16 protein-coding genes are annotated in these 15,264 nt (G+C 62.0%); 5 read left to right on the top strand and 11 right to left on the bottom strand.

Annotated elements, in window-relative coordinates; genetic code table 11:
* Nucleotides 1-39: 39 nt before the first annotated feature.
* Nucleotides 40-1,743 carry a phosphatidylserine/phosphatidylglycerophosphate/cardiolipin synthase family protein gene (locus CSE6_RS04015; protein WP_059439934.1) on the top strand — a complete coding sequence of 568 codons (1,704 nt, stop codon included), beginning with the start codon at nt 40-42 and terminating at the stop codon, nt 1,741-1,743.
* Here the strand turns inward: CSE6_RS04015 and CSE6_RS04010 are convergent.
* Nucleotides 1,697-2,740, bottom strand: coding sequence for a tRNA-dihydrouridine synthase (locus CSE6_RS04010; RefSeq protein WP_059439933.1), 1,044 nt, complete (start codon nt 2,738-2,740; stop codon nt 1,697-1,699). The two genes, CSE6_RS04015 and CSE6_RS04010, sit on opposite strands and share 47 nt — an antisense overlap.
* Nucleotides 2,741-2,912: 172 nt before the next feature.
* Between CSE6_RS04010 and CSE6_RS04005 the strand changes: the two genes are divergently transcribed.
* Entirely contained in the window at nt 2,913-3,524 is a 612-nt protein-coding gene (locus CSE6_RS04005; RefSeq protein WP_083994675.1) for a hypothetical protein, read from the top strand.
* An 11-nt stretch (nt 3,525-3,535) separates the two neighbouring features.
* Here the strand turns inward: CSE6_RS04005 and CSE6_RS04000 are convergent, their stop codons facing one another.
* The 6 genes from CSE6_RS04000 to CSE6_RS03975 all read right to left on the bottom strand — a co-directional run bounded on the left by CSE6_RS04000 (nt 3,536) and on the right by CSE6_RS03975 (nt 11,162).
* A complete protein-coding gene (locus CSE6_RS04000; RefSeq protein ID WP_052052618.1) occupies nt 3,536-4,750 on the bottom strand; it encodes a class I SAM-dependent methyltransferase in 1,215 nt (404 codons plus the stop codon).
* A 33-nt stretch (nt 4,751-4,783) separates the two neighbouring features.
* Complete coding sequence (locus tag CSE6_RS03995) at nt 4,784-5,308, bottom strand: GNAT family N-acetyltransferase (RefSeq protein WP_034348967.1); 525 nt, start codon at nt 5,306-5,308, stop codon at nt 4,784-4,786.
* A 267-nt stretch (nt 5,309-5,575) separates the two neighbouring features.
* Nucleotides 5,576-7,015: a coniferyl aldehyde dehydrogenase gene (locus tag CSE6_RS03990; protein WP_034389384.1), complete on the bottom strand. Its 1,440-nt coding sequence runs from the start codon at nt 7,013-7,015 to the stop codon at nt 5,576-5,578.
* A 180-nt stretch (nt 7,016-7,195) separates the two neighbouring features.
* Entirely contained in the window at nt 7,196-7,552 is a 357-nt protein-coding gene (locus CSE6_RS03985) for a hypothetical protein (protein WP_034378739.1), read from the bottom strand.
* Nucleotides 7,553-7,581: 29 nt separating this feature from the next.
* A complete protein-coding gene (gene clpB / locus CSE6_RS03980; protein WP_003057865.1) occupies nt 7,582-10,194 on the bottom strand; it encodes an ATP-dependent chaperone ClpB in 2,613 nt (870 codons plus the stop codon).
* Between the two features lie 131 nt (nt 10,195-10,325).
* Entirely contained in the window at nt 10,326-11,162 is an 837-nt protein-coding gene (locus tag CSE6_RS03975; RefSeq protein WP_238585634.1) for a helix-turn-helix domain-containing protein, read from the bottom strand.
* Between the two features lie 207 nt (nt 11,163-11,369).
* Between CSE6_RS03975 and CSE6_RS03970 the strand changes: the two genes are divergently transcribed.
* Entirely contained in the window at nt 11,370-12,263 is an 894-nt protein-coding gene (locus CSE6_RS03970) for a DMT family transporter (RefSeq protein WP_059439932.1), read from the top strand.
* A gap of 88 nt (nt 12,264-12,351) precedes the next feature.
* On the opposite strand, the gene moaE is transcribed toward CSE6_RS03970, so the two are convergent.
* The gene (moaE, locus tag CSE6_RS03965) at nt 12,352-12,810 is read right to left on the bottom strand and encodes a molybdopterin synthase catalytic subunit MoaE (RefSeq protein WP_034359810.1); all 459 of its coding nucleotides are present in this window, start codon (nt 12,808-12,810) and stop codon (nt 12,352-12,354) included.
* 53 nt (nt 12,811-12,863) lie between these two features.
* On the opposite strand from moaE, the gene CSE6_RS03960 reads away from it, so the two are divergent.
* Nucleotides 12,864-13,118 (top strand): hypothetical protein, encoded by a 255-nt coding sequence (locus CSE6_RS03960; RefSeq protein ID WP_003057869.1) that lies wholly within the window; start codon nt 12,864-12,866, stop codon nt 13,116-13,118.
* A 3-nt stretch (nt 13,119-13,121) separates the two neighbouring features.
* Complete coding sequence (locus CSE6_RS03955; RefSeq protein ID WP_034378734.1) at nt 13,122-13,448, top strand: hypothetical protein; 327 nt, start codon at nt 13,122-13,124, stop codon at nt 13,446-13,448.
* An 84-nt stretch (nt 13,449-13,532) separates the two neighbouring features.
* On the opposite strand, the gene CSE6_RS03950 is transcribed toward CSE6_RS03955, so the two are convergent.
* The 3 genes from CSE6_RS03950 to CSE6_RS03940 form a co-directional block, all read right to left on the bottom strand.
* On the bottom strand, nt 13,533-14,120 hold the full coding sequence (locus CSE6_RS03950) for a hypothetical protein (RefSeq protein ID WP_059439931.1): 588 nt from the start codon (nt 14,118-14,120) through the stop codon (nt 13,533-13,535).
* A complete protein-coding gene (locus CSE6_RS03945; RefSeq protein ID WP_059439930.1) occupies nt 14,117-14,467 on the bottom strand; it encodes a GIY-YIG nuclease family protein in 351 nt (116 codons plus the stop codon). The genes CSE6_RS03950 and CSE6_RS03945 overlap by 4 nt, the downstream gene beginning before the upstream one ends.
* Before the next feature lie 171 nt (nt 14,468-14,638).
* Complete coding sequence (locus CSE6_RS03940; RefSeq protein WP_039049982.1) at nt 14,639-15,205, bottom strand: TetR/AcrR family transcriptional regulator; 567 nt, start codon at nt 15,203-15,205, stop codon at nt 14,639-14,641.
* Between the last annotated feature and the right edge of the window lie 59 nt (nt 15,206-15,264).

Below are 15,264 nucleotides of genomic sequence, written 5' to 3'. Positions count from 1 at the left end.
CGACATGTGAACTCAGTCATCATGGGTTACAAAGCAGCAATGACGGCTTCTATCTCCACATCGTCACGACTGCAACCATCAGGGCCGCAAACGCATCTGGCGCTGCTTGCCGGCGCTATTGCAGCGATGTTGCTCACGGGTTGCGCGGCGTCGCTACCCAAGGATGTGGAGCGTCCCGTCAGCACGGCACTGAGCCAGCCCCAAAACACCGAGCTGGGCGTGTTCGTCTCTCAGACTCGCCCAACCAAGGCAAAGCCAGATGCCTCGGCGTTTGCCTTGATCTCCGGCCCCAAGCATGCGCTCAGCAGCCGCATGGCGCTGGTGGAAAACGCGCAGAAAACACTGGATCTGCAGTACTACGCCATCCATGCAGACCAAAGCACCGGGCGACTGCTGCGCGCCGTAGTCCAGGCTGCCAGGCGCGGTGTGCGCGTACGCGTGCTGCTGGACGACTTCCACAGCACGGGGCCGGACGCGCAGGTCATGCGCCTGGCTTTTGTGCCCAATGTGGAGATGCGCATGTTCAATCCGCTGGCCGGCTCGCGCGCCTCCACCATCGGCCGGGCCTGGACGCTGCTGACCGACTTTCAGCGTGCGCAGCAGCGCATGCACAACAAGCTGTTCGTGGCCGACAACACCCTGGCCGTGATTGGCGGACGCAATCTGGGCGACGCCTACTTTGACGCATCCAATGTCGGCAATTTTGTCGATCTCGATGTTCTGGCCGCCGGCCCCGTCGTCAAAGACCTGTCGCTCAGTTTTGACCGCTACTGGAACAATGTGCGCGCCTACCCCGTGCAATCGCTGATCAGCGAGCCGGACCTGCTCAAGCTCAAGACGCAGTTCGACCAGGAAGACGCCAGCAGCAAAGCCGAACCGGCCCAAGGCGCCAACGCACCCGAAGACAGCCCCCTGAATCTGAGCCAGGTCCCGTGGATCTGGGCCCAGGCCATGGTGCTGGCGGATAGCCCCACCAAGATCCCCGTCGAAGGAGCGGAACGATCTGCCGCCAGCGAGTCCGTCGGGGCAGCCGTGCTCAAGGCTGGCGAAACCTCCAGTCCACCCCCCTCCGCCACACCGGCGCTGAATGCCGAATCGGTGGTCGACGGTCTGCTGGCCCTGATCCGCTCCGCCAGGCAGGACTTGCTGGTGGTTTCGCCCTATTTCGTGCCGGGGCAGGAGATCATGGATGCCTTTCGCACCGCACGCAGCAAAGGTGTCCGCATCCGGGTACTGACCAATTCGCTGGCCTCCAACGATGCGCCGCTGGCCCATGCCGGCTATGCGCGCCACCGCAAGGCCCTGCTGGAGATGGGCATCGAGCTCTATGAAATGCGCAGTGAAGCGGCCAATGTACGCTCGGCATTGCGCGCAGGCACCACGGGCTCCAGCGGGGGCAGCGCCGGGGCTTCGCGGGCCATGCTGCACACCAAGCTGCTGGTCATAGACGGGCGTCTGGTCGCCGTGGGTTCCATGAATCTGGATATGCGCTCACGCCTGCAGAACACCGAGATCGCCGTGCTGATCGCCAGCCGCCGCTTCAGCCAGCTAGCCGGCGACAGCATCGATGAAAGCCTGCCCGAAAACAGCTGGCGGGTGGACCTGGATCCCAAGGGAAAGCTGGTCTGGCGTGCACCTCAGGACAGCGGGCTAGCGGACTCTTACTCGGAGCCCGATGCCAGCCTGGGGCTTCGACTTATGCTGCAGCTGCTCGGGCCTCTGGCTCCGGACAGCCTGCTTTAGGCATGGTTTGCGGCCAGGCCCATTCCTGCTGCAGATCACGCTGCGGCAGCGCCTGTACCCAGTCGCTGATGGCGCGTTGATCGGTCTGGGTGCGCACTTCCTGATAAGCCAGCTCGGCCTCGGGAAAACGTCTGCGCATGAGGTTGAGCCACTGCTTGAGGCGACCCGCACGCTGGCGCGGCTCCAGATCCTCGCAGACCATATGCCAAAAACGCTGCACCTGGGGCACCAGCACCAGCCAGTCAATGCCAGCGACAGTGCTGACGCTGCCGTGCTCCACGGCGCGGCGCACGGCCAGGGCCAGACCCGGATCGGCCACAATGCCGCGCCCGAGCATCAGATCGTCGCAGCCCGAAACTTCGCGGCAGCGCAAGGCCTCTTCCACAGTCCAGATCTCGCCATTGGCCACCACATTCACGCCCACCGCCTCGCGGATGCGCGGAATCTCTTCCCAATAGGCCGGCGGACGATAGCCGTCCAGCTTGGTACGCGCATGGACGACGATCTCACAGGCACCGCCCTGCTCCATGGCCTGGGCGCATTCGGTCATCAGCGCCCGGTCGTTGAAACCCAGCCGCATCTTGGCCGACACCGGCATCTGCGCGGGCACGGCACGGCGCACGGCGTCCACCACGCGCACGATCTGCTCGGGATCCTGCAGCAGCGATGCACCGCCGCCATGACGGTTGACCACCTTGGCCGGGCAGCCGAAATTCAGATCGATGCCCTCTGGCCCCAGGCGCGCCAGATTGGCAGCGTTCTCGGCCATGCTGACGGGGTCGGAGCCCAGCAGTTGCGCCCGCACCGGCACGCCGGCCAGCGTCCGGCTGCCGTTGCGCAGCTCGGGCATGGTACGCAGATAGACCTTGTCCGGCAGCAGCGAGCCGCTGATGCGAATGAATTCGGACACGCAGCGATCCGCGCCGCCCACCCGGGTCAGCACATCGCGCAACACAAAATCCAGCAGCCCTTCCATGGGCGCAAGCAGCAGTCTCATTTCAGGTTCAAATCAGATTGGCCTGAGGCGCTTATTCAGAAAACGCCAGCAGCTATTAATTCAGAAGCAATTGGCAAGCTTGGGCAGTAATGACTGGCCGATCCACTGCGAATTGGCGCAGATTCACACCAGTGTCATCGTCAGCTCATGCAATAGCGCATCCGCACTTGTAATGCGCCAGACAGAAGCAGCCATGATTTTGCAGAAAACCGCCAAGGCCCAGAAGGAACTTCAGCCCGGATCGCGCCAGCTGCCGCAGCGCGCGCGCTCCCTGCTGTTGCTGGCCGGCGGCAAGAGCATGGAAGAACTTGTCGCCATGCTGGGCAGCGATCATGCCGCACTGGCCCAGCAATTGGTGGAGCAGGGGTATCTTCAACTGGTGCCAACCACCGGCTCCAAAGAGCGCAGCCTGGCCACTCATCCAGCAATCCCTCTCGCCAAAGTTGGAGACAGCCCGGCCACACCTGCCCTGGCGCCAGCCGAAGAAGCCACTGATTCGACACCAGCCATCAATATGGCGGGCACGCGCATGTATTTATTCGATATGTGCGAGCGCCTGTTTGCCAACCGCCATGAGGCCCTGGCCCAGACATTGCGCACCCAGCTGCGCGAGGCCAGAGACCTGGCCAGCTTGCGCAGCGCAGGCATCAGCCTGTTGGCGGCTGTACAGGAATATGCAGGCGAAGAGCGCGCACATTCGCTGCGCGAGAGGCTGGCGGCCCTGCTAGCGCATGGGGAAGCAGCCGATCCAACCTGCCAGGAACTGCAAGGTGCAACGGCCTAGCAGCCTAGCTGTCAGCCGGCCTTGGCCAGACGCCAAAGCGAGGTCACTTCGGCAGAGCGCGCAATGTGCAGAGGGTCCTCTCGATCCTGTACCTTGCCATGATGCGGGCGAACATCCTCACGCCCCAGCACCTTGAGTCCGGCGGCTTCAATCCAGCCCAGCAGCTCGTCACGCGTGCGCAGCTTCAGATGCTCGGCCAGGTCGGAGATGATGAGCCAGCCTTCGCCACCTGGCAGCAGGTGCGCTGCCAGCCCTTGCAGAAAGCCGCGCAGCATGCGGCTGTCTTCGTCATAAATCGCCTGATCGAGCACCGATGCTGCCTTTCCCGGCAGCCAGGGCGGGTTGCAGATGATCAGACCGGCCTGCCCTTGCGCAAACAGATCGGCATGCTGCAGCTCCACCCGGGAAGCATGACCCAGGCGCTGCAGATTCTCGCAGGCGCAGGCCAGCGCACGCTCGCTGGTATCGGTGGCGACCACCGACTTCACGCCGCGCTTGAGCAGCAATGCCGAGAGCACGCCCGTGCCGACACCAATATCCCAGGCCTGTTCCAGACCGGCTGCGGGAATGCTTGCACGCGCCACCAGATCGAGATACTCGCCGCGCACGGGCGAGAAAACACCGTAGTGCGCATGAATGCGGGCGCCATCCAGGGCAGGAATCTCCACCCCCTTCTTGCGCCACTCATGGGCGCCGACCACACCCAGCAGATCGCGCAGCGGCACCAGCACGGACTGCGCATGCACTTCGGCCGGAACTGTGCCCCACGCCTCAGAGCAGGCCTGACTCCAGTCAGGAGCCCGGCGCAAGGCGCAATGCCATTGCACATCCAGCTCGATCAGAATGCTGGCCAGCATGCGTGCACGCTGGGCCTGGGACTGGCGGTACAGATGAAAAGCGTGGGGAAAGCCTGCAGCAGCAGGGCTCTTTGCCGGGCTCTTGCGTCGCGACTTCTTGTCCAGTCGGCGGCCCAGTGCCAGCAACAACTGACGCGCATTCTGAAAATCACCGCGCCACAGCAGCGACGCACCTTCGCTGATATGGCGAAACGCCGTATCAGCGGGCATGGTGTCATCGGCAACTTCGATGCGGCGGGGCTTGGGCAAGCTGCTTTCGCTGCGCCACAAAGCCGTATGGGCCTGGGCTTGCTCCTGCCATTGCAGCAGGTCGAAAGCAGATGCGGGAGCGCAGACTGAGGCCGCGAGCTTGCTATTGGGAGACGTCACGGCCTGTCTTTCAGTGAGTGCTGAACGCTGTGATCAGCCGTTCAGAGGACGCTTGACGCGCACTTCTTCAATCTTGATGCTGCCAATCACAGCCGTCTTGGCCGTGGACATTTCACGCTTGAAGCCTGCCATTTCATGGAAACGCAGGGCACGCTCGTTGCGCAGCGGAATCCAGGCTGTCACATTGGTGCAGCCTTCTTCCAGCAAACCATCTCGGGCGGCGTCCCACAGGGCAACGCCAACACCTTGATTCCAGTGCGAAGGGGCTGCATAGATAGCCCAGATCTCGCCGGTGGTTTGGCGGGACTTTTCATCACGGGAGCGGTCAAAGCCGACAAAGCCAACGATCTTGTCGCCGTCAATGGCGACCTGGACCTGTGGCTCACAGTATTCAATAGCTTCGCGCCAGTAAGCCTGGCGCTTTTCAACCGAGGACATGGCCTTCAGTTGATCATCGGGAACCAGACCTCGATAAGCCTCCAGTGCGGAAGCAGTATGGATCTGGGCAATCGCTTTTGCATCGCGAAGAGTAGCGGGACGGACCTGGATACTAGACATGGAAAAACCGGGGCGGAAACATGTAAGAATAGAAGGGCGTAATTGTCTACAGATTCAGAGTTTTGGCACGCGGTGCAGTGGTTAGCCATTTGCTCAACTGCGGCTGTTCGCAATTTCTTGCTATGGCGCAATCTATGTGCTATGCGCTCCACTAAGCAGAGCAGCAAGCCCGCAACCATCAATGGTTTGCGTCACATTTGATGACAATCTGGCAAGCGCTCACGACAGCACCGAAGCGCTCAATCCCTGTTCAGCGGCCAAGAAACTTCAGAGCCAGCGTCGCATGAAGTCCATCACCCGGTCGAATTTCTCCCCAAATGGCGGGTACAGCAGGGAAGTCGCCGCCCAGCGCGACTGCACGAAAACCGCCTTCTGGTGCACAAAGCGCAAAAAGCCCTGCTCTGCGTGATAGGCACCCCAGCCGCTGTCGCCGACACCGCCGAATGGCAAGTTCTCATGCGCCACATGCAGCAAGGTGTCGTTCACACAGACGCCTCCGCTGACGGTGCGCATCAACACCGCATTGCGCTCGGCCTCGTCGTTGCCAAACCAGTACAGCGCCAGCGGGCGCGGGCTGGCGTTGATGGCATTGATCACGTCTTCGATATGCTCGTAGGAGATCACAGGCAGGATGGGGCCGAAGATCTCTTCCTGCATCAGCTGCATCTCGCCCGTGGCGCCGAACACCAGCGCCGGAGCGAACTGGCGCTCCACCGCCTCGCCCCAGGCCGTGGTGTCGCCATCGACCGCAGGGGCTGCGGCCTCATGCATCCAGTGCACCTGCGCTCCCAGGCTTTGCGCCTGACGCAGCATCTGCTTGAGTCGTGCCAGATGGCGCTTGCTGATGATGGCCGTGTAATCCGGGTTGCCCGAGATGCGCGGGTACAGCTGCTGCACCGCCGCCTGATAGGCCTCGGCAAACTCCTGCTCCTTGCCGCGCGGCAGCAGCACATAGTCGGGAGCAATGCAGGTCTGCCCGGCATTGACCAGCTTGCCATAGGCCACCTTGAGCGCAGCGGCCTGCATATCGCAGTCCTGCGCAATGATGCAGGGCGACTTGCCCCCGAGCTCCAGCGTGGTGGGTGTCAGGTGCACGGCTGCCGCCTGCGCCACACGCCGCCCCACGGCCGTGGAGCCTGTGAACAGCAGATGATCGAATTGCAGACCCGAGAACTGCGTGGCCACGGCCACGTCTCCCTCGATCACGCAGAACTCTTCGGGTGCAAAGAACTGGGCGACCAGCTCGCCCATTTTTGCCGAGGTATGCGGCGTCAGCTCGCTGGGCTTGAGCATCACGCGATTTCCCGCCGCCAGAGCCGTGATGGCCGGCGCCAGCGATAGCTGCAGCGGATAGTTCCAGGGCGAGATGATGCCCACCACGCCCAGAGGCTGGCGCTCCACCCAGGCCTTGCCCGGCTGCAGCATCAGTGGCGTGCGCACGCGCTGACGCTTGCTCCACTTGGGCAGATGCTTGAGCGTGTGCCTGAGCATATTGCGCACCAGCATCAGATCCAGCATCTCGGTCCAGCGCTCGGAGCGCACGCCAAAGTCCTGCTCCACCGCCGCGCACAAAGCCGGGCCGTTCTCGTCCAGCATCTTCTGCAGACGCAGCAGCCTCTCCCGGCGCACCAGCAAAGGTACATCGACCTGCGTGCGGCTGGCTTGGTACTGCAAGTCAAAAATGCGGTGCAAGTCCATGTAGTTCATGCCTGTCTGAAAATCCCAAGATCACAGTCCCGACCATACCGCGAGACTGCGTAAACACAGCGTAAAAAAAGAGCCTGATGCAACACTGCACAGGCTCTTGTGTGTTGACCGCGAAACAAGCCTGCGGCCCTTTATTGCCTCACCTGCTCCAAAGTATGAAGCCTGTGTAAGCGCTTGTCATTACGACTCGTGCACCTCGCGTGGCTGCACATCGGTCACATCGCCGGCACCCGGCAGAACGCCGCGACGCCCGCGGGCTTCACGCCCATCCTTCTTGGCATCGGCATTGCCCGACGATTGCGCCATCCACTCGGCCCCCGAGCGGTACACCGTCTGCCAGCCGGCAAAGGGGCTCATGGCACCCATGCTCATGGGCACCACGGGCTGGCCCGTGAGCCTAGCCCACAGGGCGCGCGCACCCCAGGCCAGGGCGATGAGGCAGGCCACGGCCATCAGGCACAGGAAAAACACCAAGCCCACCAGCATCAGCATGATGCGGACGGCCCAGCGGGTTGCAGTGGCGGCGAAATCGTTCAAAGCAATACCTCTTTCTAGGGTTCAGGTCCTCAGGCAGTGCCTGCGGACTCGAACCGGAACACCCCGGGATCATTCACCGGGTCGACTGTCACAGCTATCGTACTCTTGGGCGGGAATTTCCCCTCAAGTAACAACTTGGACAGCGGGTTTTCAATACGCTGCTGGATGGCGCGTTTGAGCGGACGGGCACCGAACACGGGATCGAAGCCTACCTTGGCCAACTCGGCCAGGGCCTGCTCGGACACCTGCATGCTCAGTTCCATCTTCTGCAGACGGCTTTCCAGCAACTTCAGCTGAATCCTGGCAATCGCCTCGATGTTCTTGGCATCCAGTGCATGGAAGACCACGGTTTCATCGATGCGGTTCAAGAATTCGGGTCGGAAATGGTTTTTAAGTTCCCCCCAGACCGCTTCCTTCACATCATCGGCATCCTCGCCAACCATGGCCTGTATCAGATGCGAGCCGATATTGCTGGTCATCACGATCACGGTGTTCTTGAAGTCCACCGTGCGGCCCTGACCATCGGTCAACCGGCCATCGTCCAGAACCTGCAGCAATACATTGAAGACATCAGGGTGGGCTTTTTCCACCTCGTCCAGCAGCAGCACGCTATAGGGCTTGCGGCGCACGGCCTCGGTCAGATAGCCGCCTTCCTCGTAACCCACATAGCCGGGGGGCGCACCGATCAAGCGTGCCACAGAGTGCTTTTCCATGAACTCACTCATGTCAATACGCACCAGATGGTCCTCGCTGTCGAACAGGAAGCCTGCCAGCGCCTTGCACAGCTCTGTCTTGCCCACGCCCGTGGGGCCCAGGAACAGGAAGGAGCCGGTGGGACGATTGGGATCGGACAGACCCGAGCGCGAGCGGCGAATGGCATTGGCCACGGCGCTGATCGCCTCCTCCTGGCCCACCACGCGCTCGTGCAGCTTGTCTTCCATGTGCAGCAGCTTGTCTTTTTCGCCCTGCATCATCTTGGCCACGGGGATGCCCGTGGCACGACTCACCACCTCGGCGATCTCCTCGGCTCCGACCTGGGTGCGCAGCAGCTTGTTGGCCGTCGCGCCATCCTGGCCTTCTTCCTTGGCCTGGGCCTCATGCAGCTGCTTTTCGAGTGCGGGCAGCTTGCCGTACTGCAGCTCGGCCACCTTGTTGAAATCGCCCTTGCGCTTGAACTCCTCGATCTGTATGCGCAGCTGATCCACTTCCTTGCGGATCTGCTCCGAGCCCAGAGCGCTGGCTTTCTCGGCCTTCCAGATCTCCTCGAGGTCGGCGTACTCGCGCTCCAGGCTCTCAAGCTCTTCCTCGATCAGTTGCAGACGCTTTTGCGAAGCCTCGTCCTTCTCGCGCTTCATGGCTTCACGCTCGATCTTGAGCTGAATCATGCGGCGCTCGAGCTTGTCCATCACCTCGGGCTTGGAGTCCATCTCGATCTTGATCTTGGCCGCGGCTTCGTCGATCAGGTCAATGGCCTTGTCGGGCAGGAAGCGGTCGGTGATGTAGCGATGACTCAGCTCCGCAGCGGCAACGATGGCGGGGTCAGTGATATCGACGTTGTGATGCGCCTCGTACTTCACCTGCAGGCCGCGCAGAATGGCGATGGTGTCCTCCACCGAAGGCTCGTCCACGATGACCTTCTGGAAGCGGCGCTCCAGAGCGGCATCCTTTTCGATGTACTTGCGGTACTCATCGAGCGTTGTCGCACCCACGCAATGCAGCTCGCCACGCGCCAGCGCGGGCTTGAGCATATTGCCTGCGTCCATGGCGCCATCGGCCTTGCCGGCGCCCACCATGGTGTGGATTTCGTCGATGAAAAGAATGATGCGGCCTTCGTCCTGTGCGATTTCCTTGAGCACGGATTTGAGGCGCTCCTCGAAGTCGCCGCGGTACTTGGCACCGGCCAGCAGGCCCGCCATGTCCAGCGACAGCACGCGCTTGTTCTGCAGGCTCTCGGGCACTTCGCCGGCCACGATGCGCTGGGCCAGGCCTTCGACAATGGCGGTCTTGCCCACGCCGGGCTCGCCGATGAGCACGGGGTTGTTCTTGCTGCGGCGCTGCAGCACCTGGATGGCGCGGCGGATTTCATCGTCGCGGCCGATCACGGGATCGAGCTTGCCGCTGCGGGCGCGCTCGGTCAGATCCAGCGTGTATTTCTTGAGCGCTTCGCGCTGGCCTTCGGCTTCTGCACTGTCCACGTTCTGCCCTCCTCGCACGGCATTGATGGCTGCCTCCAGGCTGGATTTGCTCACGCCGCTCTGCTTGAGCAAGGCACCGGCACGCGTGGCCGAGCCTGCGGCATCGGCCAGCGCCAGCAGAAACAGCTCGCTGGCGATGAACTGGTCACCGCGCTTGAGGGCTTCTTTTTCGCTGGCCTGTAGCAGCCGAGCCAGCTCGGAGCCGACCTGCACATCGCCTTGCTGCTGCACGCGCGGCAGATCAGCCATGGCCTGTTCTGCCAGGTTCTTGAGTTGTTGCACATTGCCGCCGGCGCGCTGCAGCAGCGCACGCGGGCCGTCGTCCTGGCGCAGCATGGCCACCAGCAGGTGCAGAGGGTCGATGGTGGATTGATCAGCACCGAGCGCCAGGGACTGCGCGTCGGCCAAGGCTTCTTGGAATTTGGTCGTCAGTTTGTCAATTCGCATGGTTTGTCGCTTTCGCTCCAATCAGATTCATTGCCATTTATCTGATAGTCAAACAGGGGGTTTCAAGACCCGAATGCGCAAAAAACAGCAAAAAGCAGATCCGCAACCGCCCTGCTTGCGGTATATCAAGTTCAAGCATCGCGCCAGCACCGAGCCAGTTGCGTAGGAGTAAGCCCATAGTGCTTGCGAAAGCTGCGCAGCAAATGACTGGCATTGGCAAACCCCGTTTCGGCGGCCAGCCATGCAAGCTGCGGCGTGCGTCCTCTTGCACCGCCTGCGCTACCCAGCAGGCGGGCGCAGACCTGCTGCAGACGCCGCTGCATGACCCAGTCATGCACGGTGCATCCCATGCTTTGATGGAACATACGGGCAAAGTGATATTCGGACAAGGCCACGACCTGCGCCAGCGCGGGCAAGCTCAGGGCTTTGCTGTCGGCCAGATGAGCCTCCACATAGTCAAGCACCTTGCGCCGGGCCGTGGATGACAGGCCACCCAACGGTTTCAGCAGCTTGTGCCGCTGCCAGGGCGCCGCCGATTGCAGCACCAGCCGATCCAGCACTTGCTGGCTCAGGAAGTCCGCCTGCCATATGTCGTGAGCCTCACTCCAGTCCAGTCGCCGCAGCGCCTGCGACCATTGCGCATAGATTGGATCCTGGGAATAAATCTGCGGTGTCAGCGTAATGCTGCGCGGCTCGGCATCCAGCAGGCGCACCACTCGGTCGGCCCAGGCAATGTCAGAGACATACAGGTGCAGAAACTGCACAGGCTCACGCACCAGCCAGCGCGATTCATGCTCGGCCGGGAGAACGCAAAAGCGCCCTGCTTCGCCTCGGGCCAGTGCATCGCCCTTGAGTTGCGATCCCCGACCTCCGGCCAGATAGACAGACAGCGTGTGATGGCCTTGCTGCCGGTAGTGCACCTCATCATCGTGATTGGTCCAGATTGCCAATTCCAGCGACTGACTCAAACCCGCTCTGCGCCTGATCTGGGCGCGTGACCGAGCCAGTACATGACTCAGATGCGATGGGGCGGATACAGCGCTGGCGGGCATGCCTGCATTGTGGCGCCAGCTATCTGGCCGCGCTTGCTGCAGCGCCACAAAACCGCAGGAATGTGCAATGCAGAGCCAATCCAGGCGCGCAAGATCTGGTTCTTCCAAGCACCAAGACTTGCCATGCTTTTACCTCTTTATGCCCTGGTCGTGCTGATCTGGGGCTCCACCTGGATCGCTCTCAAGATGCAACTGGGCAGCGTCCCCGTAGAGCTGTCCATCGCCTACCGCTTTGGTCTTGCCTCCCTGGTGCTTTTTGCCTGGCTGCTGCTGACCCGCCAGTGGCGCGTCCCCCGCAGCGCAGCCATTCCACGCGTGCTGGGCCAGGGACTATGCCTGTTCAGCCTGAACTTTGTCTGCTTCATGCACGCCAGCGAGACCCTGACCAGCGGCCTGGCTGCCGTGGTGTTTTCCAGTGCCAGCATCTGGAATGCATTTCTGGCGCGAGTCATCCATGGCCGCAGGCTTGCGCCCAATGTGCTCGCAGGCAGCGCTCTGGGCCTGACGGGTCTGGTGATTCTGTTCTGGCCAGAGCTGCAGCAGGGTCAGCACGCCAGCTGGCAAGGTCTGTTGTGGGCGCTGGGTGGAACGCTGTGCTTTTCCTGCGGGAACATGCTTTCTGCATCGCTGCAGGGCCTGGGCTACAAGCCGCTGCACACCAATGCCTGGGGCATGCTGGCCGGCACGCTGCTGCTGCTAGCGTATGCGCTGATCGCCGGTCTGCCCTGGCACTTTGACACCAGCCCGCAATATGCAGGCGCACTGCTGTATCTGGCCATTCCCGGCTCGGTGATTGCCTTTACCGCCTACCTCACACTGGTGGGTCGACTGGGCCCCGAGAAAGCCGCTTATGCCACGGTGCTGTTCCCCATAGTGGCGCTCAATATCTCGGCCGTGGTGGAAGGCTATGAATGGACTGCTGTGGGACTGCTGGGCCTGGCCCTGGTGATGGCCGGCAATGTGCTGGTCTTCAGGCCGCCACGCTGGCTGCAGCCGAACGGTCTGCAAAAAGCATAGCATCTACCGCTCTTATGCACTTCATTTCAGATGATTTTTCGACTGAAACTCAATGAATAAATGCGAAAGCAGCTATCAATTCATAGAATTATTGCCATCGCGCCAATGCCTGCTCGTCGCTGACACGCGCATCCACCCATCGTGCGCCTTGCTCGGTCTGCTCTTTTTTCCAGAACGGCGCTTCGGACTTCAGATAGTCCATGATGTATTCGCAGGCCTCGAAGGATTTGCCGCGGTGGGCGCTGGTCACGGCCACCAGCACGATCTGGTCCATGGGCTGCAGCAGGCCGATGCGGTGAATCACGCGCGCGCCATAGATGCCAAAGCGCGCCACGGCCTTGTCGATGATGGCCTCGATCGACTTCTCGGTCATGCCGGGGTAATGCTCGAGCTCCATGCTGGAGACGGCATCGCCCTCGTTGCGGTCGCGCACCGTGCCGACAAAGCTGCAGACCGCGCCCACGCGTGCATCGCCGGCGCGCAGGGCGGCAATCTCGGCCGAGAGGTCAAAGTCCTGGGTCTGAATGGATACACGTGCTTCAGTCATGCCTGCATTGTCGCAGGCCAGCATGGGCATGTCTGCCGCATTAGCATTGGGCCATGGCCACACAAACCATCAATCTGCCGGAGTACACGCTGTACCCCTCTCCGCGCAATGAGCACCGGATGATTTTCGAGTTCCAGCTCTTTGTGCCCTATCCCTATGAGCTGATCCACCTGCCCGACTACAACTTCAAGGGCAAGGCCACGCTGTTTGCCGCCCACCGCAAGCGCGACAACAAATCGGGCCAGCTCATTACCTGCGAGCTGGCCGTGGACATCGAGCGCTTCGAGCGCCTGTTCGAACCAAGCTAAGCCATGGACGACACCAGCCAGATTCAGCCGCCGACCAGCTTTGCCGAGCTGTTTCGCACGCGCAGCGGCAAGCTGTCCGTACCGATTGCCGAGGTCGTCGCACGCTATGAGCTATGCGAAGACCTGGCAAGCCATCTGACCGAGCAGGCACAGACGCTCTATCACTCGGGCAACTCCTCCGAAGAACAAGTGCTGCTGGGCATGCACGCGGGCCTGGCCGCGGAGGGCTCGGTCGTCACGGCGCCTGAGGCGGGCTGGATCGTGCAGCGCCTGGCCGAGCTGCTGGAATGGCGTGCACCGCAGTTCCCCACTCCAGCAGACCCGGCCTGAAAACCCGGGCACAACGGATCTTCAGCGCTTTCAGACAGGCATTTTTCGCTCCAGTTTCAGGAGTTTCCTCCACGTCGAAGCAGATCAGAAGGCTCCAACAGGCGCACGCAGACGCTGCCAGGCCAAGGCCCGCCAGTCAGGCGTTCCATAGGCAGCGACCAGATCTCGCCCTATGGCAGCCCAGGCCGGATCGGCCGAGTTCAAGCCCAAAGCCTCGATGAATGGCGCTTGCACGATGAAGCACTGGCGCCGATAAGGCAGCAAAAAACCATCCGCCAGTTGTGCGAGCACACTGCGCGCCTGCGCGTACTCGCTGAACCAGATGTGCAGAAGAATGCCGCTACGCGGCACATGCCAGAAGCTGCCCATGTCATCTCCCGGTGCCGCCAGCGCCCCCAGCACCCGACGCGCCTGCTCCCAGCCGGCAAAGCCGACCTCGCGCGCCGCCTGATGCAAATGGTCGCGCAATGAGGCCGAGCCCGCAGCCCCCTTGCGCCGCGCACGGTTCAGGCGCACGCGGGCGCGTACCTTGAGTTCGTCGACCAGGGCCTGCGGCGAAACGAATCCGCAAACAGAACCTGCCCCCATGGCCGGACTCGACGGATCAATGGCTGCAGCACCACCGAGCAGCGCTTGGCCTGAACACATGGCATTCACGGTTTCACTGCTCATGGCTGTACCCCTTGCAGCTCTTGCTGCCACAGGGAAAGCAGGGCCTGAAGTTCGGCGTCATAGTCGAACAAGGGGTCGTCGCGCTCCTTGACTCGGTCCAGTACCTCAAAACGAAATGCCCGTGCGCCATAGCAAGCCCAGGCCTGGGCCAGTGCCGCATCGCGCCGGGAGCCATTGCTCAGCTCGAACCGCAGGCGGTTGAGCGTTGCGTCCACATTGCGGCTGGCACCCAGGCGCAACAAGTCAGCGGCATCGCAGCGCACCGCGTAGATGCCCATGGCGGGAAAAGCCTGTTTGTAGTCCCGCGTCAGCGCGCGCCGCGCCTGGGGGTGGAGAGATGAAGTCATGACAGTGCTCCAGGTTGCATCGGAGCCTCCCGCGCTGGGCCCCTAGAACAACCATGGTCTGACAGAACATCGAAATCGAGCGTGAACACGCTGTCGAAAGCAAGGGTGAGAGCCTCTTGTGCGGGCAGGCGTCCCTTGGCACCTGTGAGCCGCGATTCTAGGGCAAGAGCCTCAGACCTGCTCAGGCACCAGTTGTTCGACCAGCTTGCGTCCGAACGCCACATCGGGCTGCAAACCATAAAGAATGCGATAGACGATGGGTGCCACCAACTGGTCCAGCATGGCTTCCACATCGGGCGCCTCTTCGCCACGCGCACGGGCCCGGCCCAGCACGATGCCAAGCTGGTCGCGAATGATGTCCACGCAGGCGCAGGTCACCTGGTCTTCCTGGGTTGCCACCAAGGTATCGCGCAGCAAGGTTCGTCCCAGGGGAGAGCCCATTTCCTCGATGTATTGCTCGGTCCAGGCCTGCAGATCGCCATGCAGGCTGCCCGTGTCCGCAGGCTCGGCAATGGGACGGATGCGCTCCAGCGCCACATCGGCCAGCAACTGCGGCAGATCGCCCCAGCGGCGGTACAGCGTGGAAGGCGTCACGCCGGCTTCGGTGGCGATCAGGGGAAAGGTCAGCTCCTCGCGCGGCATGTGCTCCAGCAGTTTCCTCACCGCCTGATGCACGCTGGCCTGTACACGGGAGCTGCGCCCGCCAGGCCGGGATTGGACTGGGTCTTTTGCAATCATGGTCATTAAAGCTAAATATTTGCGTTAACAGCAAACTAACGCAGAATACGCAAACGCAA

This window comes from Comamonas sp. E6 (genome assembly GCF_001010305.1).
Classification (GTDB): domain Bacteria; phylum Pseudomonadota; class Gammaproteobacteria; order Burkholderiales; family Burkholderiaceae_C; genus Comamonas; species Comamonas thiooxydans.
The sequence above is the reverse complement of the archived record's forward strand: the minus strand, read 5'-3'. Positions and strand labels throughout refer to the sequence as shown.